Below are 25,960 nucleotides of genomic sequence, written 5' to 3' on the forward strand. Positions count from 1 at the left end.
TTAATTCGGTACTTTAATCACATCGCCAATACGCAATTGCGTATTCGGTTTGAGATCATTCATTTCCGCCAGTTCATTGCTGTTCATACCATAGCGTGAAGCCAGACCGATTAAGGTATCACCGCGTTTGACTTTATAATCAGTCACCAGTTTTGGAATCTGAATGGTTTGACTGACCCTTAATCCTGCGCGTGGACTTAGATTATTTAATTGAGCCAAGTCGGTCACGCTTATGCCTAAACGGCTGGCGATTGCATTCAGGGATTCGCCTGATTTAACGGTATAGGATTCAGTTGCCTTAGAAGCTACAGGCTTAGTTGCCACTTTCACATCTTCAACTTTTTTATCTACCGGAAAGTCACCCTCAATTTTTAAACGCTGACCAATACGCACCGTACTATTGGTATTCAGGCCATTTAAATCTGCCAGATATTTCAGTTGTAAATGATACTGACGTGCAATAGAACTTAAGGTTTCACCTGACTTCACCACATGCGAATCCGATTTTGTATTCTTGACCGCAGTTTCCGCGACCACTTCACTTACCGGTTCTGTCACGTCACCACTCAGTTTCAGACGCTGCCCCACTCGCAAACCTGCATTACGTGACATGCCATTCAGGCTCGCCACCTGGTCCATTGACAAATTATATCTTGCGGCAATACCGGTCAGCGTATCACCCGATTGAACCGTATAGGTTTCAGGGATTTGACTGCCGGCTGGAATCTTGATGGTCTGACCTATACGTAAACCACTATTGGCAGACAACCCATTCAGTGCAGCCAGTTCAGAGACACTCAGCTTGCTTTGACTGGCAATGCTATACAGTGTTTCACCGCGTTTGACCTGATAGTTTTCAGTTGCAGTCTGATCGACTTTAACATTTTCAAACTTCTGTTCAGTTTTCTGGTTAGATGTTGTTAGCCCTTCAACTTCCTGAAGTGGTACATTGATTTTCTGTCCCACCATCAGACTGCTACCGGCAGTCAGACCCGACGTTAATGATGCCAGTTCGGTATTTGAAAGCCCGTAACGATCGGCAATCAGTTTCAGATATTCACCGCGTTTCACCGTATAAGATTTGGTCTGAACCTTGGCAGTTTCAGCTTTTTTAATCTCTTCAGCTTTAGATTTAGAGGCAACCGTTTCTTTCAGTGACAGCTTTTGCCCAACAAACAGACCGCTATTGGTACTCAGTCCATTAAAATCAGCCAGTTGTTTCACGCTAAAACCAAACTGATTCGCTACGCTAGTCAGAGAGTCATTGGCCTGAACCACATAAGTTTCCGGCTTTTCTTTGGCTTTGCTGGCTTCCTGTACCGGTTTGGCATCATACAGATAAATGGTGGTACCCACATACAGCGGAGAATTTGGATCAATCTGGTTCCATTTCGCCACATCACGCCAGTTCACGCCATTTTTAGCCGCAATCATTGCCAGATTATCACCTGGTAACACCTTATAGGTACTGCGTTTGCCTTTTGGAGCAACCACCACCACTTCAGAATCAGTCTTGACGTAATTTTTGCCCTGATTCAGCTGGGCTTCAACCGAATTCGCAGTGGTATTGTCAGCAACTTCTTTTGGATAAGAGAAGCCTTTTGTCAGTTCTTTACCTTGCTGCTCAGCCACAGACAGGCTGGTTTGAATGGCAGTCAGCTTGATTTTGCCATCATAAGGATCAACAATTTCTGTGCCAGCCGGCGCCAATGCTTTCAGCTCTTCAACCACTTGGGCCTGTTCTGCCGGTGTTGCGACAGGCTGCAGAATTTCATCTACAGTTTTCTGAATATCCTGTGCGATGACCGCCTGCTCAACTTGCTGACGCTCAGCTGCCGAAATCGGTGGTTCGACCTGAATCTGTTTCGCTGGCGCTGCAGGTGTTACAGCTACCGGAATACGCGGCGCACTTGGAATCGGCAAATCACTTTGTGCCGCAAAACTGGCCAAGGCAGATGAGCCTTTAGGCGTCGAAATCTTTTTCGTAGTCTGCGTTACAGTATTTGCCGTTGTCGCGGTACTTACCGCTGCTGTGACGACAGGTGGCGTACTTGCAGCTTTAGCCGGAGTCGTCGTTTTGGCAACAGTCGTTGCAGGCTGATTACTAACAACCGCTGGCGGAGTCTGTTTAGAAGGTGTAATCGTTTTGGTATTTAATTCTGGCGGTGCAGCTCTGGTGGGCACCACTGTCGTCGTATTTCGCGGCAGGCTGCTCGTGTTACTCGCCCATAAACCGCCTGAGCCGGATAATTTTTTCAGCTTCTCATCGACTGAAGGACTTAGGTCAGCTGGAATCAGAATACGGCGCGGACTTGCAGGATCAATATGATCACCACGATGACCCGGGTTTAATTGATACAGTTCTGCACGGCTTAGACCAGTGATGGCTGCAATTTCATTTAAACTGGCAACGCCCACTGGCACTTCACGGAAATGCGGACGGTTGGCAATCGGTGGCAAACTCACCCCATAACTGCCTGGATTTTTAATAATCTGTGCAACTGCCAGAAAACGTGGCACATAGCTCATAGTTTCTTGTGGCAATTTCAATGACCAATAATCGGTAGGCAGACCTGCAGCTTTGTTACGGTTAATCGCCTGCTGGATACGGCCTGGGCCTGCATTATAGGAAGCGAGCGCCAATTCCCAAGAACCAAACTGGTTATACAGACTGCCCAAAAACTCATAGGCTGCACGGGTCGATTCCACTACATCACGACGACCATCGTATAAAGAAGTTTGCTTTAAACCATAAATGCGGCCGGTACTTGGAATAAACTGCCATAAACCTGCCGCCGCCGCACTACTGGTCGCAGCCGGGTCATAAGAACTTTCGATAATTGGTAACAGTGCCAACTCGGTCGGCATGCCACGGCGTTCTGCTTCTTTTACTGTGTAATATAAATAACGTGATGCACGCGCACTTAAGCGATCCAGATAAGGCTGACGTGAAATAAACCAGCCACGCTGCGCATCAATCCGCGGATTCCAGACACTTAAGTCCATCTTGAAACCTACGGTCATGCGTTTCCAGACATCACCATGTTTCAGAATCTGTAAACGGTCGCCTTCGACTGCACGCATATCCGTTGCAGAGAGTAAATCTTCGAGTCCATCCAGACTGCTGGCATCCAGATATTGTGATCCAACCTGCTTGCTTGATGCTGTTTGGGTCGCACTTTGTGTAGATGAACAGCCCGTCAGTCCTAGAGAAGCAAGCGCAGTTCCCAGTACAGAATATTTTAAAAATGTAGGTAATGTCGGCTGCCACAAAATTGCGGTTGGTTTATACATAAAGAAATCCAAACAACTCGTATATAAATTTATTTTTTAGATATGCCATTGTAGTGAAGCATGTCGAAGACTCAAGCCAATAATTTACCGCGATTTCACGTTAAATGTTACAAGAAATTAAAAAATCCCGGACATATAGATTGATCGACTGCATTTGCGCTATACAATAAGCCTTCCAGCTTGTTCTATTTTGATCGGATTTCATCTATGTCACACACTATCACACTTTATGTTGATGGCGCCTGTCGCGGCAACCCGGGTTTAGGCGGTTGGGGTGCGTACATTGTTAATGGCCAACAAGAACACAAAATCTGTGGCGGTGAAGACCATACTACCAATAACCGTATGGAACTGACGGCTGCGATTGAAGGGATTCTGTTCTGTGACAAGCAAGACAAACTGGTGATCTATACCGATTCCAAATACGTCAAACAAGGCATTACCGAATGGATTCACGGCTGGAAAAAGAAAAACTGGAAAGATGTCAAAAATCCGGATCTTTGGCAAAAACTCGATGAAGTCTGTCAGGGACGTGACATCGAATGGCACTGGGTCAAAGGTCATGCTGGACATCCGGGCAATGAAATGGCCGATCAGTTGGCCAATCTGGGTGCTGATGAAACCCTGAAAAAATCCAAGCAAAGCCCTTCAATGTCTGAAGATAAAAAAAAATCTGAACCCGACTGGTTGCTAGATGATCCTTTCGGTCTGGATCTGGCTGAGAGTGAAGAAGAGCTGGAAGACCTGCCGGAAGAAATCATCGAAGTGACTGTTGAAGAAATTGTACAGACTGAAGTTTTAGCAACGGACAGCAATGAAGATGCTTCATCTTCAGACGCATCTGCCTCGACTGAGATACATCCGCAAATTGTCATTACACCGGCCAAGTTACAGCTGCATGGCCCACGACAACTGATTCTGGATACTGAAACCACCGGTTTTTATTATCAGGATGGTGACCGGATTATTGAAGTCGGCGCGCTGGAAATGATTAACCGCAAACTGACCGGCAGCTCGATTCATATTTATATCAATCCGAAAACACCGGTCGGCGATTCTGTGAATGTCCACGGGATCACCGACGAATTCCTGCAAGACAAACCGCTGTTTGAAGAAATTTCTCAAGTGCTGTTTGACTATTTACACGGCGCGGAAATTATTGCGCATAACGCAACCTTCGATATGAACTTCCTGGATATGGAATTCAAACGTGCAGGTTTTAAAGCACTCTCCGAGGTTTGTGACGTCACCGATACCTTGGCACTGGCCAAGTCCAAGCATCCCGGGCAGAAAAATTCGCTGGATGCCTTAGTGCGCCGTTACGAGATTCCACAACGTGACCGTACTTTCCACGGTGCCTTGCTCGATGCGGAAATCCTATCCGATGTTTATCTGGCGATGACCGGTGGACAGGTGTCTTTTGATATCGATGCCCTGTCCCAGTCTGAAGACCAGAACAGCCGTTCAGGGATGGCCAGAGTTGAAATTGAATTACCGGTGATTCTCCCGTCAGAACAGGAATTACAGGAACATGAGAATTGGGTCAAACAATTCGAAGAAAAACATGGAACTGCTTGCCTTTTCGCGAAATAAAATCTACATTTCCGGGGATACTTTAGGTTTAAAACTATCGTTCTTCAGTTATAGTAAATACAAAGAGGCCCCGTAGTTTAAAGCGGGGCTCATATATAGATAATACTCTAGGAAAGGTGCAGATCATGTCTTACCAAACCTCTATACATTTTGATCCAACAGCTTTACTGATAATAAAAAATGAGGTTGATAACTCGATCAAGTTAGTCGAATCAGCAGTAAGCACCTTGGTAGAAGACCAGACTTTACCTTTTGGTATTGATGATGCATTAAATCAGTTCGAACAATGCGCCCAGGTTCTGGCACTCATCGACATGTCCAGTCTGGCAAAAGTCGCTCAATATTCAGCAGAATTAATGCGCAAGATTATGGGGAATCCGGCGCAGGTCAATACTCAAGAAGTGATCGCCTTGAGTGAAGGCACCACCATGCTGAAACGCTATATCGAATTTATCTGTCTGCGTGAAGTAAAAATTCCACAGTTTTTGCTGGACACCCTAAACCGTCTGGAACTGGCTTTGGGTAAACCACTGACGACTGAAGGCCAGCATGTAGAAGATTTATTGGATTGCGTCACCCCTGATTTTGCGCTGCCACAGGCACCAAGTCTGGAAAAATCCCAATATGTACATCGCCTGTATAAGCTGTCACTCAACAAGCTGATCAATCAGGAAGAAAGTGAACTGGATTTGCAAGCCATCAAACTGGTGGGGGCTTATCTGGCAGGACTTGCAGAACAACATGACAGCAAGCAGTACTGGAATCTGGTCTATGTCGCGTTGAACAATATTGAGCACCTGCTGATTAATGAACCACGTCTACGCACACTGGTGAGCATTGAACGCAACATGGCACAATATTTTAGCTCGGCAGACAGTTTCAAGGCTTCGCTGGCTGATCTGGCCAATGTGTTCAGCCTGTGTATCAGTCAGGAAGATGAAACTGCGCAATCTATCCGTAGCCAGCTCAATGTTGGCGATGACCTACTGACCGATATGCAATTACAGGTCTTCAGTCGCCACCTGTATGGTCCTGACTTTGAAACCATGCATACCATCAGCGAGTTGGTGACCACGGAAATGGCACAGATTCGTAATGACATCGAGTTCAACTATCAGAATATGACGCCTGAAAAGACTCAGGAATTACAGGCTCAACTGAATAGTTTGGCCAATATCTTCAAGGTGTTGAACCTGAATGAAGCCTATCATGACCTGACCCGTCAGGCTGCTTCACTGAGCCAGCCCGAGATTATGCAGGATGCCAGCTTTGCCCAGCAGTTGATGAATGTGATTCTGTCTGCCATGAACTCGATTGGCGTACTGGAACGTCATCACACTTCGAGCCGCTTGCAGCTGCGCGTCAACAACATGAATATTTCTCTGGACCGTCTGGATGAAGCACACGCTGCTTTACTCACAGAAACCAAGGCCCTGATCGAGCTTTCTAGCCAGATTCTCAGCAATTACCTGCAAGATCATGACTTGACTGCCCTCGAACCTGTTCCTGTACAGTTTTGCGAGATTGGCGGCGCGATGCTGTTCCTGAATGCAGAACATGTTCGTACTGCGTTCACCACCACTGCAGAATTCATCAAGAACCGTATTGATCTGTCGATTGCATTAAGTCCGGAAGAAATTCATCGTGCTTTAGACACCCTGGCCAGTGCCGACATGATGATTGATAACTTAAAGAACAAACAGCCTGTATTACAGGCGATGTTTCAGGTAGCATTGGACAGTAGTGAGAAACTCAAAATAGTTGCCTAATGTCCAAATTATCACTTGCTTATATTTTTCAACAACAGCAACTGCTGGTCGATCAACACTTTCAACTTCCACGGGTTGAAGCCTTAGCAAGTGATTTGCTACTCCACACGGGTGATCAGGTGATTGCCCGTGATCTTCTTCCCGATGAGCCGATTCCTGCAGGCTTGCAACTAGTTCCCATCCGTCAGCTGTTACAGTTCTGGAATACCCAGCAATTCGAACAGGCCAGCCGCGCAGTACAACTTTTAGAATGGCGTCGTAACCATAAGTTCTGTAGTCATTGCGGTACAGCGACTGAAGCGCATGCTGTTGAATATGCCATGGTCTGCCCATCCTGCAACTACCGGCAATATCCACGGGTACAGCCTTGCGTTATTACCGTCATTACCCGAGGCAAAGACGAGATTCTGCTAGCCAAAAATGCACGTAATACTAAAAGCCAGATGTATGGACTGATTGCCGGTTTCGTTGAAGTGGGTGAAACGCTGGAAGATGCAGTACGTCGTGAAACGCTAGAAGAAGTTGGCTTACAACTCAAGAATATTCAGTATCTGGCCAGCCAGCCCTGGCCTTTCCCAAGCAATCTGATGATTGCCTTCAAGGCAGAATATGCTGGCGGTGAGCTACAGCTGCAGGAAGAAGAAATTAGCGATGCGCAATTCTTTAAATTCGATCAGCTGCCTGAAATTCCGTTTAAAGGCAGTATTGCCCATGCCATGATCATGCATGTGACTCAAGGTACGCCCGTCGCAGACGACACCAAGACCTGGCTGTAAATCTGTATTTGAAAGATTTAGCCCAACGGCTCAAAAAAAGAATCCAGGGGAGATCATCCACTGGATTCTTTTTTATCTAGTGCTTGGTTAAACTAACATATCAGTATCAGGATTTAAATGCATCCTCGAGCGCCCAAAGCACCTGTGCCTTGGTCTGGAAAAACCGGCTAAACAAACTGGAGAGTGAACCCACAATCGCAATATGACCAAGTTTCGGAATTTGAATCAGATGGCTATGATTGCCCTTCTCTTTCAGTACGCGGTCCAAATCCTGGCTATTGAAATGCCCAACAATCTTGTCTTTTTCGGCAATAAACAGATAATGCCGGATTGAGCTATTTTTAACAAAATAATAAGGCATCACCTGCTGATAAGGCACCGCCTGATCAAATGCATCGGCACAGATCGGATCATTTTTGTAATCAAAATGATAAGGCCCCGCCAGACCAATAATCGCCCGGATTTGATTGTGATCAATGCTGGCAGATTGCGGATGATACAAGGCAGACATCACATTGAATGCCCCGGCAGAGTGTCCCATCAAGACCAGATTTTCAGCACAGATCTGCAACTGTCCAGCTGACTGCTGCAAATGATTGAGCAATAAATGCAGATCATGAATATAGGTCGGAAAAATATGTTGTGGCGCCAGATGATAATTCATCACCACCACATCATAACCTTCTTTAGCAAAGGACTCGCCAATAAACTGATAATCCTTTTTATCGCCATGCAACCAAGCACCGCCATGCACAAACACAATCAGGGGACGATGTGGCAAAGGCTGCTGACTCCGAAACAGGTCAAAGCGTTGCCGGGATTTCAAGCCATAGGCCAATTGGGTTTCGACTGTGTAACCTTGTTTCGGAGTTAAACGATTTAAAGCATAACTACCAAAATCGTATAACCGGAAATCTTGATAGTGCTGTTGAAACTGCAAAATACGCTGTGAGAGTTGGGTTTTAAACTGGCCGACCTTATGGTTCATAGGTCGGTTCAACCGTATCAGGATCAATCGCCACTGGCGTCTGTTCAATACCCGGCTGCGCATATGCCGGTGCGGCAAAGTTTTGATTAGCCAGACTTGAATATTGCTCCACATTATCAATTAGGGTCACAATTTTAGTGACATTACCCACCTGTTGTAACACCTGATTCAGGTCAGCAATCTCGGCACCATTTAAACGACCCATCACATACAGTACGCCATCTTCAGTATGCACATGCACTTTACTATCCGCTACCACAGTCGCTTTCATGATCAAGCCACGGGTATTTGCAGTCACCGCAGTATCCTGCATGATGGTGCTATAGCTGATCTGATTGCCGACAGTAATAAAATTATGTACCGCTTTGACATCACTCATGGATTTGACATTATCTTCAGCCAGTTGCTTTAAATGGGCATCCGGCACCTGACCGGTCAACAAGACATTGCCATGGAAACTTTCAATATTGACCCGGGCCTGCTTAAAGCGCGAATCCAGTTTATAAAGATTAATTTTTGCAGTACGGACAATTGAAGAATCAATAAATACCTGCCCCAAGGTACGCGCCCCACTTTCAGTTCCGACAGGAGCCGTACCTGTGCCGCTGGAAATAAAACTGGCACAACCTGATAAACTTGCGACACACAGCATTGTTATTGCAATACGCTTAACCACTCAGCAAGACTCCTTCATTTTATTACGTCTTTTTCAATCTAATAATCTGTTTTTAAGCTCAGATCATGTCAATTCTGCTTGAACTTTACAATGATCTTGAAGCAAATATAAGCATCTTTAGACCTTATTTTGTTCAAAGGTTAATAAACTCTTGATCAAAAGTAAAAGCATTTTCAATCCATTCCAGATCATAAGGGTATTGCGAAAAGTCATGCTGTATGGTTTTTGCAAATTGCTGTTTAAAATCAAAACAAATCACGTCAAAACGATAGTAATAGTGTGCAAATTGTGGATTTTTCTGAATAAAACACATTGCCGTCTTGAGCATCTTGCCCTGTTTCGCTCCGGAAACCGACTCGATCGCTTGCGCATATCGGGTTTGTGCACGTGCTTTAACTTCCACAAAGACCAGCTCCTGATCGCGCACCAGAATCAGATCCAGCTCACCATAGCGACTGTGATAATTGGCTGCCAAGAACTGAAATCCATGGTTTTGCATTAATTGGGCCGCTTGCTGCTCCGCCCATGCACCTAGTTGCTGTCGTAGCATTACTCTTTCGCTCATAGTAGCTTGACGCCTGTGCCACTGTACTGGAAACATTGTGGACTGCGCTGAATGCTGTGTTCAGTGATCTGTATCCGGCCGGTTCTGCCCTGAAATTCAATATTCTGTGAACGCGGTTGTGACAGGTACTGCTGGGTGATCTGCCAGGCATCGCCACCGAAGGCAATCAGCCGCTGATAGGACATATCCACCGGCTCTTTGGCATAGGCCTGTACAACATCCGGCCAGTCAGCCAGATAAAGCACAGGTACATCACAGAACTTGATCCCTTGTGGCAGCTTGTGCTGCTCGCTGATCGCATTGGCTACGGTATACATCCGTTTATGGCTTAATTCAGGTATGGCAGCCAACCCTTCTGCATTACCGAGGAATAAAAGCCCCTGCTTCGGCATTAAAAAAATGGGCGCCTTGTTCACGATCTTGAATTTCAGATCACTCTGACTGAACAATGACATCAGCAACAGTTCATGCTCGGCTTCACTGCCCGGCTGGCGTAAAATCAGCAGCTGTTGAATTCCATCTTTGTGCAATAAGGTTTTTAAGGCAGCGGCATCTTCTTTTTTGGACAGGCTGAATTGCCAGACTTGGGGTGATGACCCTGCTACATCATTCAGGCTGAGGGTACGTACTTTAGGTTTGCTCTTAAGTAGTTGTTCTACATCGCTACGCGCCAATGGACCCACCACCATTTTGGTTTTTTTATTGACATGCTGCTTCAGTAGCTGGGAGATATTTTTCTGATTGGAATTGACCCATTTCAATGGGACTTTCTGCCCGGAAGTAGCATAGGCGCTGAGAAATCCCTGTTTGATACTCGATGCAGCTCGCGCCAAAGGCCCGGATTCGGGTAGAATGATCAGCACTTCTGCTTGTACGCTGCTGATGTAGCTGACTAAACACAAGCCCAATATTTTATTTTTAATCTTCCATTTTTTATTATTCAATTTATTCCACATGGAGAAACCTATGAGTGCTCAGTTATTTGTTGTTGCGACTCCAATCGGGCACTTAGATGATATTAGTTATCGTGCAATTCAGGTGTTGAAGTCGGTGAGTCTTATTGCTGCTGAGGATACACGAACTTCAGCACAGTTGCTTAAACACTTTAATATTCAAACACCTCTGACCGCTTGCCATGAACATAATGAAAGCAACAAGATTGATCAGCTGATCCAGCGCCTGCTCAATGGCGAAGATATGGCCCTGATCAGTGATGCTGGTACTCCCTTGATTAGCGACCCTGGTTTTAAATTTGTCCGTGCTGCACAAGCGCATAATATTCGCGTAATTCCTGTACCCGGTGCTTGTGCTGCGATTGCAGCTTTAAGTGCAGTCGGCTTACCGAGTGACCGTTTCAGTTTTGAAGGTTTTCTGCCATCCAGACAAAGTCAGCGCCTGCTAAATCTGGAAAAACTGAAAGATGAAACCCAGACTTTAATTTTCTATGAAGCACCGCACCGGATTCTGGAGTCCGTTAAAGATATGGCAAGCGTTTTCGGAGCAGATCGCCCGGTCGGTTTTGCGCGAGAAATCACCAAGACTTTTGAAACTATCAAGAAAATGACCTTGGGTGAATTGGTGGAATTCATTAGCAATGATCACAATCAGCAAAAAGGCGAAATTGTTCTGGTGATTGGCGGTGCCACCGAAGAAAAAGATCTGGATCAGGAAAAGCTGGATAAATTATTGAATCGCCTATTACAGGACCTTTCGGTCAAAGCTGCTTCACAACTGGCGACAGATTTAACCGGAATCAAAAAGAAAGTCGCTTATCAACGTGCTTTAGAACTGACTTCGGCAAACGACTAATTGCTTTAGATTTTCTATTACGTTTGGATTTGCAAAAAAAACACCACATTTAATGTGGTGTTTTTTATAAGAAACAAGTTAATCAATAACTTATTCTTTGGCTACTGATTCATCTGCCGGCACTTCAACAATACGACCACCACTGGCAAGGAAAGCCGCAATCTCGTCTTCAAGTGCTTGACGCTTTTTCAGCTTTGCAGTGACGGTCAAAGTTTCAGCTTCTACAAGATCGGTATCACTGACGACCTCTGTGCTATCGACCGCGCCTTTTTCAGCGGCTTTTGCTTCATCATCGTCAACAATTGAATCTTCAACGTCGTCATCATAATCATTCATGTCTGTCATTTGCATCTCCCCAAAAATGGCCCTCGCTTGGTATTCCAAGTCAGGTATCGAATTAAGTGAAATTTAGCAATCTCTTCGACCTTCGCCTAGTACCAAACATCAAAAAATCGTATCTTTTTAAAACAAAATCGTTACTCTTTATTGGTGTTTGTTTAAAAAATTTACATTTCTGTCTTAAGCTGCGTAGCGTGTGTCTTTAAGTAAACCCAGACCATTGGCTTGCGCCATAAATGCATCTTTCAACATGGGCTGATTTTCTACCTGTTTCAGGCCGAAATTGCGTGCCCAAACCATCGGGAAGAATAATGTGGTTTCCATCCAACCAATCGCAGACATGCTGTGCATCATGGCATCATTCTGGCCCTTACGGCAATGCTCATAGCGTTTCAGGGTCTGCTCATGTGCCCATACGCCACGCGCCTGATCATGTAGCAAAACATCACAGAGCACGGCAGCATCCAGACAGCCAATATTCACCCCTTGTCCAGCTAAAGGATGAATTACATGTGCAGCATCTCCAATCAGGGCTAAACCGTCTTGAATATACTGTTGGGCAGCACGGGCTTTTAAGGGGAAAGTGGCACGTGGTGTCGCCTCTAAGACTCCACCCAACATATGCTGGCTTTCACGAGTCAAGAGTTGAGTAAATTCAGCATCTGACAACGCTGCATATTCTTCGGCATAATCCTCTGGCAAGGTCCAGACAATTGATTGCCAATGTCCCTGCTCTTCCGGATTAAGGCTGGCCATAGGTAAAAAAGCCAGAGGACCAGTTTCGAGAAAAATCTGACGCGCCATGTACTGATGAGGCTGAATCGTTTTAATCGCACAACTGATGCCTGCCTGTTTATAGTCCAGTACATCAATATCGATGAAAGCTTGCTCACGTACAAAGGAGTTTGCACCATCTGCACCAATGACCAGTTTGGTTTTGAGCTGAGTACCATCTTCCAGATGAATAATCCACACACCGACGCCACGTTCAACACGGCTGACTTTGACTTGTGTTCTATAATCTTGAACATTTTCCAGCATCTTTTGCTGAATGGCCAGATTCAGAATGCTGGGCTCCACCATCGAGCCTAAAGCCTGCTCTACCGATGGTGTTTTTTCTGAAGACTGGCCAAAATTAATTTCACCATAGCCATTTTTATTCCACACCTGCATACCAGTATAAGGCTGCTGGCGTACTAAATTTTCCCAGACACCCACCGTTTTTAACAGGTGAATGGTTGCCTGACTTAAAGCCAAAACACGCGGATTGGCCACACGCAAAGTTTTATCTGCATCCAGAATTGGCGCTGCATCCAGAACTGTAGGCTGCACACCACCTTGAGCTAACAGAAGCGCTGTAAGTCCACCAACCAGCCCACCACCAATAATGACGACGTCTAATATTTCGTTAGTTTGATTTAAGCTCATGCTTTTAACCCCATGGCATAATTTGCAACGAGTGGCTTGATGCCAGGAATCGTATCAAAAGCGATTAAACCTGTATTACGCATCAGCTTTAAAAATGGATTCTGGTTACTAAAGCCACGTACCACTGAATCACAGAACTTGATCACACGCTGCTGGTCACTGAGACGAGATTTTTCATAGTCTTGTAATATTCCAGCATCGCCCAAGTCTGCGCCTTGTACCTGCTGTTCTTTCAGGTAACGCACCAATACATGCGCATCACGCATACACAGGTTAAAACCCTGACCAGCGACCGGATGAATCGTATGGGCAGCATTGCCCATCAATACGACACGGCCAACAGCCTGTTTTTCGGCTAACACTTGAGACAATGGAAAACTGAACCGTTTTCCGGTTTTCTGGAATTTTCCGGCACGATCACCATACGTTTCCTGTAAGGCATCCAGAAAATGCTGGTCATTTTCATCCCCCAACCATTCTCCTTCAGTACCTTTTTTCACTGGCCAGACCACTGAACGACGATACTCACCCGGTAGTGGTAAAAGTGCCAAAGGCCCTAAATGGCTGAAACGCTCAAAGCCCACATGAGCATGTGGCTTTGAAGTTTGTACTGTGGTCACAATCGCAACCTGATCATAATCATGTTCTGACGCACCAATACCCAAGGCTTTACGGCAGAAAGAATCCCGCCCATCGGCGGCAATAACCAGTTTGGACTGTAATTTTAGTGACGATTCACCACGCTGAGCTTCGATATAAGCAAAGTCTGTATCTTGGATAAGGGATGTCACTTGAACACCATCAATCAGTTCAATCAATGGCTCTTTTTTGACTTGGGTCAGCAGTACACGACCGAGCCAGGCATTTTCAATGACCTGACCAAAGCTTTCGACTTTTTCCTGTTCGGCTTTCAGTCGAGCCTTACCAAAACTGCCCTGTTCGGTAATATTCACTTCCAGAATTGGGGTAGCATGTTCTTGCAAGGCATTCCAAAGTCCAAGCTCCTGATAGATCTGCACGCTACGGCGTGACAAGGCACTGTTACGTGCATCAAAACTGGAATGATATGGCGCAAGATTTTCATCATCATAATCTGGGTATTTAATGGCTTCCAACAGTTTGACTGCAATATTGATTTTCGCCAACATCAATGCGAGGCTTAAGCCGACCATACCACCACCGACAATGATGACTTCTTGTTGCATGCTTACTTCCTTATCTGTTTATTCGCATCTATGGCGAATTACATAAAACGTATACTGGTTTTATCTTACATCAAGGCTTTAAATTTTTATAATGATTCGTTTTATTTAGTTTTCTCCATGATGATCCAGCCTATATTGAAAAACCAAGACATCGCGCTTTTCAGTCCCCAACTTCGGCAATACAGTATAGGCATTGATCCGTTCAACGATTTCAAACCCTGTCTTTAAAAGCACTTGGTGGCCTGTATATGTTCTGCATCACAGAAAGTATCTAGTGATTTAAATGTAAGATATTGTCTAAAATACTGAATCACCGCTTTCATCGCCTCAAGCATATAGCCCTGCCCCTGAAATCGAGGACCAAGTCCGAAATGAATTTCAAGGCTGTTATTTTGCTGTTGAATAATCGTTAGTAACCCGATTGCCAGATGACTTTTTCGCTCAGCAATCACCCACGAAAATCCTTCACTCGGTTGCTGTCAATAGCTTAACGCCCATTTCTGCAACATCTGCTGAGTTTGACCGACTGTTGTATGCACCTGCCGTTGTAAGTATTTTGATGCTTCAACGTCGCCACAATACTCTTGGAATAATAAAAATTCATCTCCAACTTTATATGCTCTTAACTCCAACCGAGTTTTCTTTAATTCAGCAACTAAAATATTTATACTCACTTTTATCAACTCAGCATTAAAAAACGGAATGTTATTATTTCATTTGGCACTTATACGATTTGATCGCAAACCCAGTCAAATTGGTATAACTCGATCTACTCGCTTCGCACAATTTTGAATACATACTGATGCTCGTAGATCCTGAATGATAAAATTGTGAATCAAGCCATTTATAAATGAGCTGATATTCACTTTCAGTAGTAGGAGTCCCATTTACAATCACTATTCTTTTCTTATTTTAAGATAATTGTATAAATATAACTCGATCTTTGAGCTAACAGATATTTTAAAAAAATTTATCCAACCATGTACAATCTAATCTTATTTGTATGATAGTGATCATCAATCTTTAGCTAGGCATTGTTGTAGATCTGAGGATGGTTCTATTAATAACGTATAAACACCCAATAAAAAACCCCGGAAATCTACCGAGGTTTCTTCATCTTCCACACTATTTCTATCCTCTCGACAAGCTAATCGAAGACATGAATCCTATCTTGCAAGCAACTCGCCCAGGAGAATTAGCTTAACGCACAATATTGGTATGATGATCTGTGTGGTGTACTGTTTTACCCAACTTTGTTCCTGTATAAATTAAGTACAATGCCGACAAACCAACCAATACATAAATAATTCGAGATAAGGCGCTCATATCACCAAAGATCGCAGCGACCAAATTAAAATCGAATGCACCAATTAAGCCCCAATTGATGCCACCAATGATTGTTAAAGCATAAGCAATCCAGTCAATCGTATTTAATCTCATAAGTGTTCTCCTGCTCTTATTTAAGTTTATTTAAGGATCAGAGAAAGTATGAGAATCTCAGCGCATTTAATATGTAGCTTTGATGCTAAAAACGGATTTTCTGTGTTGACTTCCTGTCAATTTTTAAGCTGTAAATTTTACTTAAATTAGTTTTATTTGACTTGTTCGATATAAACGTAAGCTAAATCACTTTTTGATCGATGCGATATAGCTAGGAATTCTTGTTTGAAACGGCATAGAAATGTCATAAAAAAAGCCGATCTTGCGACCGGCTTGCTGTATTTTTTCTCAAATTAAGCAGCGCACGCTTTCGCCATTAATGCCTCAATCTCTTCTACCGTTTTGACGACTTTCGCGGTTAAAACTAGCGGGCCATTTGCAGTGGCCACCACATCATCTTCAATCCTAATGCCAATTCCACGCCATTTAGCATCTACTGTTTCATCATCAGGCGCGATATAAAGACCCGGCTCAACGGTCACGACCATACCCTCTTCATACGAGCGCCATTCACCGTCCACCTTATAAGCACCGACATCATGCACATCCATACCGAGCCAGTGTCCGGTACCATGCATGTAGAACTGGCGGAAAGCTTCTTTTTCTATAATGTCGTCAATATTCCCCTGCATCAAGCCAAGATCGAGCAAACCTTGCACTAGGATGCGCACTGCAACATTATGTGGTTCTTTATACGAGTTACCAATTTGCACAGCATTAATTGCAGCAATTTGAGCATCCAGCACTACATTATATAAAGCTTTCTGTTCCGGGCTAAATTTACCATTCACTGGAAAGGTACGGGTAATGTCTGAAGCATAAAGCTGATATTCAGCCGCAGCATCAATCAGGACCAAATCGCCATCTTTCAGTTCTTTGTCATTTTCTACATAATGCAGGATGCAGGCATTCTCACCGCCACCGACAATACTGTTGTAGGCCGGAACACCGCCATTTTTGCCAAAGATATAATTCAGCTCAGCTTCCAGTGCATATTCCATCATGCCCGGGCGTACTGCTAGCATCGCTTGAGTATGTGCATCAGCAGAAATATCGGAAGCAATCTGCATCAATTCAATTTCATTTGCATCTTTATGCAGACGCATTTCATCGACAATACGATCCAGCTGAATTACTTGCGCTGGTGCAGAAGTACCACGACGGCTTTCACCACTTGCAGTTGCAATCCATTTGGCGACACGCGCATCAAACTCTGCATGCTGTCCAATGCGATAAAATAACTGATCTTTATTTTGTAACTTTTCTAAGATTTCTTCATCTAGCAGATCAATTGCATAGGCTTCATCTGCATCATAATCCTGAATAGCCCCATCAATACCCGCGCGGTAGCCATTCCAGATTTCCATTTCACGGTTACGTTCTCGACAGAACAAACTGTAGCTATAGCCTTCTTCTTCAGTGTCAAAGGTTTCAATCACAGCCACAGCTTCAGGTTCCGCGAATCCGGTTAAATAGAAGAAACTACTGTCTGCACGGTATTTATAATCTGCATCACGGTTACGCATGGCTACCGGACTGGTCGCGATAATAACGATACTGCGTAAACCGATTTCCCCTGCGAGGATTGCGCGACGCTCCTCAAAAACTGCCTGTGTCAATTTCTTCATTACACCTTACTTCTTATCGATCAATACTTGTATTTAGAATATAGTCTTGAAATCAGACTATAGATTTCACTTTAAACAGCAAAATATATGCCTGATTTCAAGCAGGTGATGACTCACCTCAGCATTTCATCAGCTTAGACGTTTAGGCGAGAAAATCTCGACTACACTTTGCGCTTCTGTAGTAGCGACTTTAGGCTGATTTTTTTGACTAAATTGCTGTAAGAGTGGCGTTTCTTCAACTTCGACCTTTTTACGCCCTAAAGACAGACTGACAGGAATCAGACGCACAAATTCGTACAATTCCTGATAGCTTTCTTCACCTTCAGCATCATCGTCTGAGTCTTCAAATTCAACTGCGGCTACATCTTGTAAATGTTCAATCAGCTCAACTTCATCCTGACGGATATGTCCTGAAGCCAGTCCGAAACCTAAGACCACGCCTGCACACCAGTCCGCCAGAGCCTGTACGCGTTCTGAAAGCACATGCTCATCATCAGGCAGCAAAGGTAAATAATCCAGCTCATCTTCAGACAATGCATGGAACACATCTTCAGCTTCGCCCGCCAACAACTCTAATGCTTCGGCATCCAGTTCAGGTACATCCAGTGTTTCTAAAATCTGTAACCACTCTTCACTGCTTGGCGCCTGGGTGACACAAACAATGCCAGTCAGCAAACCATGTAGTTCGCTAGGGCTAGAAATTTCCTCAATTGAAGAAAAATTGCGGTGCCATTCGGTCCAACCTGAAATATCGTCTTGCATTCGTTTATCCAATCTTTATACTGCTTATATATTACCTTTGTTTGCAACACTGTGCGACCTCGATATGTTAGAAGAATTACAGCGTCTACAAGTGCAGATCGGCGTGTTAAAAACGCGACTTGCACGGCTTGAAAGTGAAAATTCCAGTTTGCGCGAAGAGCAAGACTCTTCAATGATGCAACATCAACAGCAAATTGAACAAAAAAACAGCGTGATTGCGCAAAAACAACAAGAAAATGAAAATCTGACAGAACAATTGACGGATTCTCGTGCCCAATTTCAACTGCTCAATAATGATGCAACTGCACTGGCAGACCGTTATGGCCGTCTGGAAAAAAGCTGTACCGATCTAAAAAACCGTTTTCAGGAAATTCTGGCTGAACGAAATGAGCTGCGCGTAGTTAAGGAAAAGATGATCCTTGAACAGCGTCATGCCCAGCAGGAAATTCAGCGTCTGACTCAGGAATCTGAACGTTTAACCCAGAAAAATGAAAATGCCAAAGCCAAGGTTGAAGCGATTATTCAACGTCTGGCGATTCTCGGTACTGCGCAGGATCATCACGCACAGGAAATTCAACAACTGGCCCATCCGACTGAAGCGACTGAGGAAGCCTCATCATGAGTGAACAAATTGCAATTGATCTCAGAGTATTGGGGCATAGTTTCCGTTTGGCCTCTACTCCTGACAAGCAGGAAGAATTAGAACGCGCAGCACAGTTATTAAATGACAAATATGATGAATTTCGCCGTAAAGCGCCACGCATGGAACCTAGCAAGCTGATTATTATGGTGGCACTTGAGCTGATGCAGGAGGTGTTGAATATGAACAGATCACTGCAACAATATGCGCATTGCGAACGTTTGTTACAAACTATTTTAGAAGAAGTTGAAGAACTGACTGAATAATCTCGAATTTTGTTTAAACTTCGGACATTCGACCGAACTGTTTACAGTTCATGAACAGCAGAGAGTTGCCACACCGGCATTATTGTTTATAATTAACTTAACTCTGAGGTGTTCGCCAGCGGGTCTATTCCCCTGCCGATACTAACACTTATGGGTGTGTTCTGTATATTTAGAGTGTATGCCCATCTCCGTATGGGAAACCCAGCAAGTATACGTCGCATCCTCCTTGAACTCATCGGGTTCAGGGTAACGACACATGCAGCGGCATCTTCGGAGTACTTCAATTTCTTTTTCAAAATATAATTATAATTTTTCCCGAATTTCCTCTTATTTTAATTTTGTAGTATTTCTCTCGAACATTCCTCTAGATTCATTTTATTGATGTATTCATCATCTGGAATGAAAAAAAATCTTTAGCTATAAAAAAGATAGGGCTTTAATTACTTCCGTCAAAATCAAACAATCTTTAAGTAACTTATTTTCCTATTTTCAGGCTATTTTATCTCGATATAAAGTATGTATCGCCCAGATTGCAGCAGGAATCCAGCCTAAAATCGAAATTTGAAGCATTAAGCATACTGTCGCTTCGGCTGGTCGATGAATGGTCATAAATAATGACCAAGGGAAGATAAATGCAATAATTGATTTCATTCTTAAAACCCTCTTTTGCCATGTTTTAAATTCTTATATCCAGTTTTTATTGGCACTTAAAACTGGCACTAAGATTTAGATATTTTTAATGGGATCAGCATAATCTCTGTACATGCTGTATTACGCTTAAAAATATCCTGAAAGCCTAATTCAGCCAGCTTAAATGAAGCTTAAAAATTGTTTTAAACCCGCTAGCTTTTGCATATTTTCAATCAAAATATTGATGTTTTAATGAAATAGCTTTTACTTCAACCTTGCTATCCCACAGATTTAGATCTAAATAAAACCCTAAACCCCTAGACCTTTATTTACTTACTGCAGCTGGTGTACTCAAGGGTGATACTCGCCAAATCACGTCTCCGACATCATCAGCAACCAAAATGGTACCTGAAGAATCTACTGCTACACCGACCGGTCGCCCATATGCATCACCCTGATCGCTTAAAAATCCAGTCAAAACATCTTGAGGCGGGCCCATCGGTTGTCCATTTTGAAAGGGAACAAAAATCACTTTATAGCCACTATGCGGTTTGCGGTTCCATGAACCATGCTGACCAATCAGCGCCCCATTTCGATATTGAGGCATCAGATCTGCCCTATAGAAAGCCAAGCCCAATGATGCAGTATGATTGCCCAATGCATAATCCGGTGGAATTGCCCGCGCAACTTGCGCAGGATTTTGCGGTTTGACCCGTGTATCTACATGTTGGCCATAATAACTATAGGGCCAGCCATAAAAAGCGCCTTCTTTGACAGAGGTTAGGTAATCAGGAACCAGATCATTGCCGAGTTCATCACGTTCATTTACCACCGTCCAGAGTGTGCCACTCTGGGGTTGCCAGTCCATACCATTCGGATTACGCAGTCCGGTAGCAAAAGGTCGCGCTTGAGCACTGACTATGTCAAATTCCATGATCAGTGCCCGGCCTTGTTCTTGATCTGGGCCATTTTCAGCTACGTTGCTGTTGGAACCTACTGTAATATAGAGTTTTTTCCCTTCAGGATTGGCAATGACATTTTTGGTCCAGTGATGGTTTAAACGACCTGCTGGTAAATCCAGCACCTTGATGCCTGCTGCTGTAATTTGAGTCGCACCGTTCTGATAAGGAAAGCGCATCAGGGCATCAGTATTGGCTACATACAATGTATTGCCAATCAGCACCATACCAAATGGAGAATTGAGATTTTGCAAGAATACGGTTTTTTGTTCAGCAACCCCATCTCCGTTACTGTCCCGAAGTAGTGTGATGCGGTTGGCACTAGGATGCGATGAGCCGGCGCGCTGCATTACCCACTTCATGATTTTTCCTTTGATCCCTTTGCTATCATCGGGCTTGGGTGGTGCATCCGTTTCAGCCACCAGCACATCACCATTCGGCAATACATACAACCAGCGTGGATGTCGCAGTCCTTTGGCAAATGCCTGAACTTTTAAACCTGTCGCAGGTATAGGCATTTCACCCACAGGCCAACCTTTAGCAGGTGCAATATTGACCATAGGCAGCAAGCTTGATTTTGGTTCGGGTAAATGTGGCTGGGAACCATAACTGTCATTGATTGGCGACTTGGAAGGCATGGTACATCCAGTCATGGTTAGGAGAAGTACACAGCTGGCACCCGTAAGTAAAAGTTGAATAGGCTGATGAAGCATTTTTATCTCTTGTTATTATCATCCTTAACTTACTTTAAAAAACAATTTGAGATGCCACTAGCGGGTTCTTGTTTTTTCTGGTTATGAATTGGTTATCAATTTTGAGTTAGGTCTGATATTTTTCTTGCTATAAAATAAATTTATCCTGATTAACTTACGCAGGACTAGAGGATAACATTTCCAGTGTAATTTTTTTCACCTCATTACGGCTGTGCCGGATATGGGCATCCAATATAGAGAGACAGAACGCTGCATCTTGTGCAAGTAATCCCCTTAAAATCTGTTGATGTTCGGCATAGGTGGCCTCAATCCGATAATCTTTGGAAAAATCCAGACGGCGTATGATGCGAATTTTCTCGCTGATCTCACTGTGAATTTTCGCTATTTCTGCATTGCCGGCTGCAAATACCAAATGACAATGAAATGCTTCATCTTCTACAGATAACCGCCTGAGATCATAGATATATTGTTCTGGTTGAATACACCAGGTTTGAATCAAAACAGCCAGAGCAACCTGCAACTGGTCTTTGGGCATCTGACAAAGTTGTTCGACTGCATAACCTTCCAATAAAATCCGCAGATCATACAGTTCTTCATAAACTTTAAAGTCTAGTGACCGAACCTTCCAGCCACTTCTAAACTGCACCTCGACATAACCTTCCTGCTGCAAGCGATACAAAGCTTGCCGGATGGGTGTACGGCTTACGGCATAGCTTTCAGCAATTTCCGATTCGGTAAAGCGCTCTCCCGGCATCAGCTTAAAGTCAAAAATGTCATTTTTAATTTTCTGGAAAACCAGCTCAGACAGATTGTCTGAGCTTTTTCCTGTCGCTTTAGTACTTGGATTGCGAACAATAGTCATGGCTCAATCCATTACTCCATATAGACCAGTGGCTCACCACTATGCACGGTCTGACCAGAACGGCAGATAATGGCTTTGACAATGCCATCATCGTCAGCATAGACCGGCAGCTCCATTTTCATGGCCTCGATGATGGCCACCGTGTCGCCTTTTTTCACAATCTGCCCGGCTTCTACAAAAATCTTCCAGATATTGCCGGTCATAGAGGCGTTGAGAGGGACATACTGGCTGTAATCGGTATCATCCTGCAGCACTTCTATTTCTACTGGTGCATCAAACTCGTCTTTCCAGCGTTCAACTTCGGTGCTAAAAGCAGCGTGCTGCTGCGCTTTAAAGGCGGCAATGCTGTCCTGTTCTGCAGCAAGGAAATCCTGATACGCTGCAAAGTCAAACTCGCATTCCTCAATTTTAATTTCTGCCAGACCATGGGTGAAATCAGCGCGGAACTGGTCCAGTTCGGCCTCAGTGACCTCATAATATTTAATCTGGTCAAAAAAGCGTAAGAACCATTGCTGATCGCCAAACTGTTTGTTCTTTTTAAACTTGTTCCAGATCGGCACGGTACGGCCGATCAACTGATAGCCACCCGGTGAGTCCATGCCATAAATACACATATACATGCCACCAATCCCGACTGTACCTTCAGCGGTAAAAGTACGGGCCGGATTATATTTGGAACTCAGTAAACGGTGGCGCGGATCGACTGGTACTGCACAAGGTGCGGTCAGATACACATCTCCTAGCCCCAAAACCAGATAATTGGCATCAAAAATAATGTCTTTAACTTGCTGACGAGTGTTTAGACCATTAATTCGCTGAATAAAATCGACATTATTCGGTAGCCATGGGGCCTTGGCACAGACACTTTCCTGATAACGCTCAACCGCACCCAGAGTCGCCGAGTCCTCAAAGGCCATGGGTAAATGGATAATTCTTGAAGGGATTTTAATGTCACGCAAATCGCCCATCTGTTCTTCAAGACCAAGCAGGAAGTGAATCAGTTGCTGTTGACTCAAACGCAGACCATCATATTTAATCTGCAAGGACCGTACACCAGGTGACAATTCCAGGATACCGTCCAGATCAGCTTCACGGATCAGTTGCATCAAACGGTGTACGCGCAGGCGCAGGGCCAAATCCAGTACGTTATCGCCATATTCCAGCAAGATATAACTGTCACCTGCCTGACGATATACAGCTTTTGGTGCATCTGGCGTAGCTTCACGCAATGCCAGGATACTTTCTGCCTGAACTGCCACGATTTCAGCCTCATGGGTCATCTCTGCCTTGGCAAAGTTTTGGAGGGTTTGAATTTGCTGCCGCTCCAGCGCATTGGCCTGTTCTACCGAGATTGGATAGAAGCTAATCGTGTCATCGGCTTTTAGTTGACCAATTTTCCAGAGTTCAGCTTTGGCAATGGTCACCGGACAAACGAAACCGCCCAGGCTCGGACCATCTTTGGCAAGAATTACGGGGAAATCACCGGTAAAGTTGATTGCACCAATGGCATATTCACAGTCATGGACATTGGATGGATGCAATCCAGCTTCACCACCATTTTCACGCGCCCAACTTGGCGTCGGTCCGGTTAAACGGATACCCAACCGGTTCGAGTTAAAATGCACTTTCCAGCTTGATGCAAAAAACTCCTCAATATATTCAGCTTTAAAGAAATCAGGTGCTCCATGCGGACCATAGAGCACACCAATTTTCCATTCCTTGCCATAACTTGGAATCAGATCTGTTGCCAAAGCTTCAGGTTCTGCAATCGCCAAAGGTAGACCATCAGCTGGCAGGTCAGGATTCACCATCTTAACCATGTCACCAGCCCGTAACACTCGGCCTGCATGTCCACCAAAATTACCTAAAGCAAAGGTAGAACGGCTACCCAGATATTCCGGCACATTCAGACCATTTCGCACAGCCAGGTAGGTCCGGCATCCAGATTCAACCTGTCCGATTTTTAGGGTTTGTCCTGCTTTTACCTGAATAGGCTGCCAGAAATTTACTGCTTCATCATCCAGACTTACCGGACAAGGTGCGCCAGTTAAAGCAATGATATTGTCTGCATGAAACTTGAGGGTCGGACCTTGCAGGGTAAATTCAAATCCAGCGGCGGCCTCGGCATTCCCGACAATTTTATTGGCCAGCCGGAAGGCATAATCATCCATTGGGCCTGAAGGCGGTACACCGATATCCCAATACCCGACACGACCCGGATAATCCTGAATCGAACTTTGTGTACCCGGCTGAATCACCTCAATCACATTCGGCACATATTTGAAATCATCCAGCATGCGTGTCCAGATCTGCATCTGTTCAAAACGTGGATCTGAAATAACAGTATGCACATAATCCAGATTGGTACTAATACCATTCAGGCGAGTTTCAGCTAAAGCTGATTTAAGCGTATGAATGGCAGTATCACGATCTTCAGCATGCACAATAATCTTGGCAATCATCGGGTCAAAGTATTGGGAAATTTCAGTTCCGGTACTCACCCAGGTATCAACCCGGACATTTTCCGGAAAAAAGACATCGGTCAAAATCCCTGGACTCGGCTGGAAATTCTTAACTGGATCTTCGGCATAGATGCGTACTTCAATCGCTGCACCTTGAGGCTGAATACTGCTTAGATGCTTCCAATCCAGAGTATCACCTGCTGCAACTTTCAACATGCATTCAATCAGGTCTAAACCGGTCACCATTTCAGTCACCGGATGCTCCACCTGCAAACGGGTATTCACTTCAAGGAAATAAAACTCGTCACGTGCTGCATCGTAAATAAACTCAACCGTACCGGCACTGCGATATTCCACCGATTTGCCCAGTTCAACTGCCGCCTGATGCAATTTTTGACGGGTTGCTTCAGGTAACTGTGCCGCTGGTGTTTCTTCCACAACCTTCTGATTACGGCGCTGCAGTGAACAGTCACGCTCGCCCAAAGCCACCACCTGTCCCTGTCCATCTCCAAAAATCTGAACTTCGACATGACGGGCTTTATCGATAAAGCGTTCTAAAAATACTCCGGCATCTTTAAAGAACTGCTCGCCCAGACGTTTTACACTTTCATAAGCCTCCCGAAGTGCGTCTGCATCATCACAACGGGTCAAGCCAATTCCGCCACCGCCTGCTGTGCTTTTTAGCATAATTGGATAACCAATTTTTTCAGCTTCTGCCAAAGCTTCGTCCAGACTATTTAGCAGACCTGTACCGGGAGTCATGGGTACATTGGCAGCTGCAGCAAGTTCACGGGCACGATGTTTTAAACCAAACTCTAAAATCTGTTCAGCTGTTGGCCCCATAAAGGCAATATTATTTTCTTCGCAGGCACGGGCAAAGTCAGCACTTTCTGACAGAAAACCATAACCTGGGAAAATTGCTTCGGCCCCGGTATTCTTGGCTGCGGCAATCAGCTTTTCAATACTTAAATAGGTATCACTCGGTTTAGTACCTTCTAAGGACACTGCAATATCTGCATCAATCACATGCTGTGCATAACGGTCCGTTTCTGAATAGACGGCTATACTGGTTATACCCATTTTTTTTAATGTGCGAATGGCACGAACAGCAATTTCGCCGCGATTTGCAATCAGTACAGTTTTAAACATGTGAATC

The 25,960-nt window shown here is 44.5% G+C and carries 23 protein-coding genes and 1 other RNA gene; 7 read left to right on the top strand and 17 right to left on the bottom strand.

Annotated features, from left to right (window positions below):
• Positions 1 to 3,294 carry a LysM peptidoglycan-binding domain-containing protein gene (locus NI462_RS03560; protein WP_253159139.1) on the bottom strand — a complete coding sequence of 1,098 codons (3,294 nt, stop codon included), beginning with the start codon at positions 3,292 to 3,294 and terminating at the stop codon, positions 1 to 3.
• A gap of 207 nt (positions 3,295 to 3,501) precedes the next feature.
• On the opposite strand from NI462_RS03560, the gene dnaQ reads away from it, so the two are divergent.
• The 3 genes from dnaQ to nudC all read left to right on the top strand — a co-directional run bounded on the left by dnaQ (position 3,502) and on the right by nudC (position 7,432).
• Entirely contained in the window at positions 3,502 to 4,887 is a 1,386-nt protein-coding gene (dnaQ, locus tag NI462_RS03565) for a DNA polymerase III subunit epsilon (RefSeq protein WP_243475342.1), read from the top strand.
• 125 nt (positions 4,888 to 5,012) lie between these two features.
• On the top strand, positions 5,013 to 6,656 hold the full coding sequence (locus NI462_RS03570) for a chemotaxis protein (RefSeq protein ID WP_253159141.1): 1,644 nt from the start codon (positions 5,013 to 5,015) through the stop codon (positions 6,654 to 6,656).
• On the top strand, positions 6,656 to 7,432 hold the full coding sequence (nudC, locus tag NI462_RS03575; RefSeq protein WP_071851824.1) for an NAD(+) diphosphatase: 777 nt from the start codon (positions 6,656 to 6,658) through the stop codon (positions 7,430 to 7,432). The genes NI462_RS03570 and nudC overlap by 1 nt, the downstream gene beginning before the upstream one ends.
• A 106-nt stretch (positions 7,433 to 7,538) precedes the next feature.
• On the opposite strand, the gene NI462_RS03580 is transcribed toward nudC, so the two are convergent.
• The 4 genes from NI462_RS03580 to NI462_RS03595 all read right to left on the bottom strand — a co-directional run bounded on the left by NI462_RS03580 (position 7,539) and on the right by NI462_RS03595 (position 10,617).
• On the bottom strand, positions 7,539 to 8,420 hold the full coding sequence (locus NI462_RS03580) for an alpha/beta hydrolase (RefSeq protein WP_253146175.1): 882 nt from the start codon (positions 8,418 to 8,420) through the stop codon (positions 7,539 to 7,541).
• Complete coding sequence (locus tag NI462_RS03585; protein WP_004279522.1) at positions 8,410 to 9,096, bottom strand: BON domain-containing protein; 687 nt, start codon at positions 9,094 to 9,096, stop codon at positions 8,410 to 8,412. Before NI462_RS03585 ends, NI462_RS03580 begins: the two co-directional genes overlap by 11 nt.
• 133 nt (positions 9,097 to 9,229) lie before the next feature.
• A complete protein-coding gene (locus NI462_RS03590) occupies positions 9,230 to 9,646 on the bottom strand; it encodes a YraN family protein (RefSeq protein WP_253159323.1) in 417 nt (138 codons plus the stop codon).
• Between the two features lie 11 nt (positions 9,647 to 9,657).
• Positions 9,658 to 10,617: a penicillin-binding protein activator gene (locus tag NI462_RS03595; RefSeq protein ID WP_253159143.1), complete on the bottom strand. Its 960-nt coding sequence runs from the start codon at positions 10,615 to 10,617 to the stop codon at positions 9,658 to 9,660.
• Positions 10,618 to 10,627: 10 nt separating this feature from the next.
• Between NI462_RS03595 and rsmI the strand changes: the two genes are divergently transcribed.
• Positions 10,628 to 11,470, top strand: coding sequence for a 16S rRNA (cytidine(1402)-2'-O)-methyltransferase (gene rsmI, locus NI462_RS03600; protein ID WP_253159145.1), 843 nt, complete (start codon positions 10,628 to 10,630; stop codon positions 11,468 to 11,470).
• Positions 11,471 to 11,560: 90 nt separating this feature from the next.
• Here the strand turns inward: rsmI and NI462_RS03605 are convergent, their stop codons facing one another.
• The 8 genes from NI462_RS03605 to NI462_RS03640 form a co-directional block, all read right to left on the bottom strand.
• On the bottom strand, positions 11,561 to 11,815 hold the full coding sequence (locus NI462_RS03605) for a hypothetical protein (RefSeq protein ID WP_004646359.1): 255 nt from the start codon (positions 11,813 to 11,815) through the stop codon (positions 11,561 to 11,563).
• A 174-nt stretch (positions 11,816 to 11,989) separates the two neighbouring features.
• Positions 11,990 to 13,237 (bottom strand): FAD-dependent monooxygenase, encoded by a 1,248-nt coding sequence (locus NI462_RS03610; RefSeq protein ID WP_005107464.1) that lies wholly within the window; start codon positions 13,235 to 13,237, stop codon positions 11,990 to 11,992.
• The gene (ubiH, locus tag NI462_RS03615) at positions 13,234 to 14,442 is read right to left on the bottom strand and encodes a 2-octaprenyl-6-methoxyphenyl hydroxylase (protein ID WP_253159147.1); all 1,209 of its coding nucleotides are present in this window, start codon (positions 14,440 to 14,442) and stop codon (positions 13,234 to 13,236) included. The genes NI462_RS03610 and ubiH overlap by 4 nt, the downstream gene beginning before the upstream one ends.
• A 224-nt stretch (positions 14,443 to 14,666) precedes the next feature.
• The gene (locus NI462_RS03620) at positions 14,667 to 14,894 is read right to left on the bottom strand and encodes a GNAT family N-acetyltransferase (protein ID WP_253159149.1); all 228 of its coding nucleotides are present in this window, start codon (positions 14,892 to 14,894) and stop codon (positions 14,667 to 14,669) included.
• A gap of 27 nt (positions 14,895 to 14,921) precedes the next feature.
• The gene (locus NI462_RS03625) at positions 14,922 to 15,116 is read right to left on the bottom strand and encodes a hypothetical protein (RefSeq protein ID WP_253159151.1); all 195 of its coding nucleotides are present in this window, start codon (positions 15,114 to 15,116) and stop codon (positions 14,922 to 14,924) included.
• A 526-nt stretch (positions 15,117 to 15,642) separates the two neighbouring features.
• Positions 15,643 to 15,882 (bottom strand): DUF378 domain-containing protein, encoded by a 240-nt coding sequence (locus NI462_RS03630; protein WP_005107468.1) that lies wholly within the window; start codon positions 15,880 to 15,882, stop codon positions 15,643 to 15,645.
• Positions 15,883 to 16,175: 293 nt separating this feature from the next.
• Positions 16,176 to 17,510: a Xaa-Pro aminopeptidase gene (gene pepP, locus NI462_RS03635; RefSeq protein WP_253159153.1), complete on the bottom strand. Its 1,335-nt coding sequence runs from the start codon at positions 17,508 to 17,510 to the stop codon at positions 16,176 to 16,178.
• Between the two features lie 129 nt (positions 17,511 to 17,639).
• Positions 17,640 to 18,272 (bottom strand): UPF0149 family protein, encoded by a 633-nt coding sequence (locus NI462_RS03640; RefSeq protein ID WP_071850619.1) that lies wholly within the window; start codon positions 18,270 to 18,272, stop codon positions 17,640 to 17,642.
• Between the two features lie 64 nt (positions 18,273 to 18,336).
• Between NI462_RS03640 and NI462_RS03645 the strand changes: the two genes are divergently transcribed.
• From NI462_RS03645 to ssrS, 3 genes are all read left to right on the top strand, one after another.
• The gene (locus NI462_RS03645; RefSeq protein WP_004279506.1) at positions 18,337 to 18,894 is read left to right on the top strand and encodes a hypothetical protein; all 558 of its coding nucleotides are present in this window, start codon (positions 18,337 to 18,339) and stop codon (positions 18,892 to 18,894) included.
• Positions 18,891 to 19,178: a cell division protein ZapA gene (locus NI462_RS03650; RefSeq protein WP_004279505.1), complete on the top strand. Its 288-nt coding sequence runs from the start codon at positions 18,891 to 18,893 to the stop codon at positions 19,176 to 19,178. Before NI462_RS03645 ends, NI462_RS03650 begins: the two co-directional genes overlap by 4 nt.
• 97 nt (positions 19,179 to 19,275) lie before the next feature.
• Positions 19,276 to 19,459, top strand: a non-coding RNA gene (gene ssrS, locus NI462_RS03655) — 6S RNA.
• A 208-nt stretch (positions 19,460 to 19,667) separates the two neighbouring features.
• On the opposite strand, the gene NI462_RS03660 is transcribed toward ssrS, so the two are convergent.
• The 4 genes from NI462_RS03660 to uca form a co-directional block, all read right to left on the bottom strand.
• Entirely contained in the window at positions 19,668 to 19,829 is a 162-nt protein-coding gene (locus tag NI462_RS03660; protein WP_121979864.1) for a YqaE/Pmp3 family membrane protein, read from the bottom strand.
• Positions 19,830 to 20,133: 304 nt separating this feature from the next.
• Positions 20,134 to 21,420: a PQQ-dependent sugar dehydrogenase gene (locus NI462_RS03665; RefSeq protein WP_435574960.1), complete on the bottom strand. Its 1,287-nt coding sequence runs from the start codon at positions 21,418 to 21,420 to the stop codon at positions 20,134 to 20,136.
• Positions 21,421 to 21,634: 214 nt separating this feature from the next.
• Complete coding sequence (locus NI462_RS03670; RefSeq protein WP_253159157.1) at positions 21,635 to 22,342, bottom strand: GntR family transcriptional regulator; 708 nt, start codon at positions 22,340 to 22,342, stop codon at positions 21,635 to 21,637.
• A gap of 11 nt (positions 22,343 to 22,353) precedes the next feature.
• Complete coding sequence (gene uca, locus NI462_RS03675; protein ID WP_253159160.1) at positions 22,354 to 25,953, bottom strand: urea carboxylase; 3,600 nt, start codon at positions 25,951 to 25,953, stop codon at positions 22,354 to 22,356.
• Positions 25,954 to 25,960: the final 7 nt, after the last annotated feature.

Origin of the sequence: Acinetobacter lwoffii (assembly GCF_024129715.1) — a bacterium.
GTDB classification, from domain to species: domain Bacteria; phylum Pseudomonadota; class Gammaproteobacteria; order Pseudomonadales; family Moraxellaceae; genus Acinetobacter; species Acinetobacter lwoffii_U.

Bases quoted from the DNA above. Each gene is read 5' to 3' on its own strand.
- NI462_RS03610 (WP_005107464.1), bottom strand. From the start codon at position 13,237: ATGAGCTTAAATCAAACTAACGAAATATTAGACGTCGTCATTATTGGT.
- NI462_RS03660 (WP_121979864.1), bottom strand. From the start codon at position 19,829: ATGAAATCAATTATTGCATTTATCTTCCCTTGGTCATTATTTATGACC.
- NI462_RS03590 (WP_253159323.1), bottom strand. From the start codon at position 9,646: ATGCTACGACAGCAACTAGGTGCATGGGCGGAGCAGCAAGCGGCCCAA.
- NI462_RS03650 (WP_004279505.1), top strand. From the start codon at position 18,891: ATGAGTGAACAAATTGCAATTGATCTCAGAGTATTGGGGCATAGTTTC.
- NI462_RS03630 (WP_005107468.1), bottom strand. From the start codon at position 15,882: ATGAGATTAAATACGATTGACTGGATTGCTTATGCTTTAACAATCATT.
- uca (WP_253159160.1), bottom strand. From the start codon at position 25,953: ATGTTTAAAACTGTACTGATTGCAAATCGCGGCGAAATTGCTGTTCGT.
- NI462_RS03665 (WP_435574960.1), bottom strand. From the start codon at position 21,420: ATGACTGGATGTACCATGCCTTCCAAGTCGCCAATCAATGACAGTTAT.
- NI462_RS03670 (WP_253159157.1), bottom strand. From the start codon at position 22,342: ATGACTATTGTTCGCAATCCAAGTACTAAAGCGACAGGAAAAAGCTCA.
- dnaQ (WP_243475342.1), top strand. From the start codon at position 3,502: ATGTCACACACTATCACACTTTATGTTGATGGCGCCTGTCGCGGCAAC.
- NI462_RS03605 (WP_004646359.1), bottom strand. From the start codon at position 11,815: ATGACAGACATGAATGATTATGATGACGACGTTGAAGATTCAATTGTT.
- NI462_RS03595 (WP_253159143.1), bottom strand. From the start codon at position 10,617: ATGTGGAATAAATTGAATAATAAAAAATGGAAGATTAAAAATAAAATA.
- NI462_RS03580 (WP_253146175.1), bottom strand. From the start codon at position 8,420: ATGAACCATAAGGTCGGCCAGTTTAAAACCCAACTCTCACAGCGTATT.
- pepP (WP_253159153.1), bottom strand. From the start codon at position 17,510: ATGAAGAAATTGACACAGGCAGTTTTTGAGGAGCGTCGCGCAATCCTC.
- rsmI (WP_253159145.1), top strand. From the start codon at position 10,628: ATGAGTGCTCAGTTATTTGTTGTTGCGACTCCAATCGGGCACTTAGAT.
- NI462_RS03570 (WP_253159141.1), top strand. From the start codon at position 5,013: ATGTCTTACCAAACCTCTATACATTTTGATCCAACAGCTTTACTGATA.
- ubiH (WP_253159147.1), bottom strand. From the start codon at position 14,442: ATGCAACAAGAAGTCATCATTGTCGGTGGTGGTATGGTCGGCTTAAGC.
- NI462_RS03560 (WP_253159139.1), bottom strand. From the start codon at position 3,294: ATGTATAAACCAACCGCAATTTTGTGGCAGCCGACATTACCTACATTT.
- NI462_RS03640 (WP_071850619.1), bottom strand. From the start codon at position 18,272: ATGCAAGACGATATTTCAGGTTGGACCGAATGGCACCGCAATTTTTCT.
- NI462_RS03645 (WP_004279506.1), top strand. From the start codon at position 18,337: ATGTTAGAAGAATTACAGCGTCTACAAGTGCAGATCGGCGTGTTAAAA.
- nudC (WP_071851824.1), top strand. From the start codon at position 6,656: ATGTCCAAATTATCACTTGCTTATATTTTTCAACAACAGCAACTGCTG.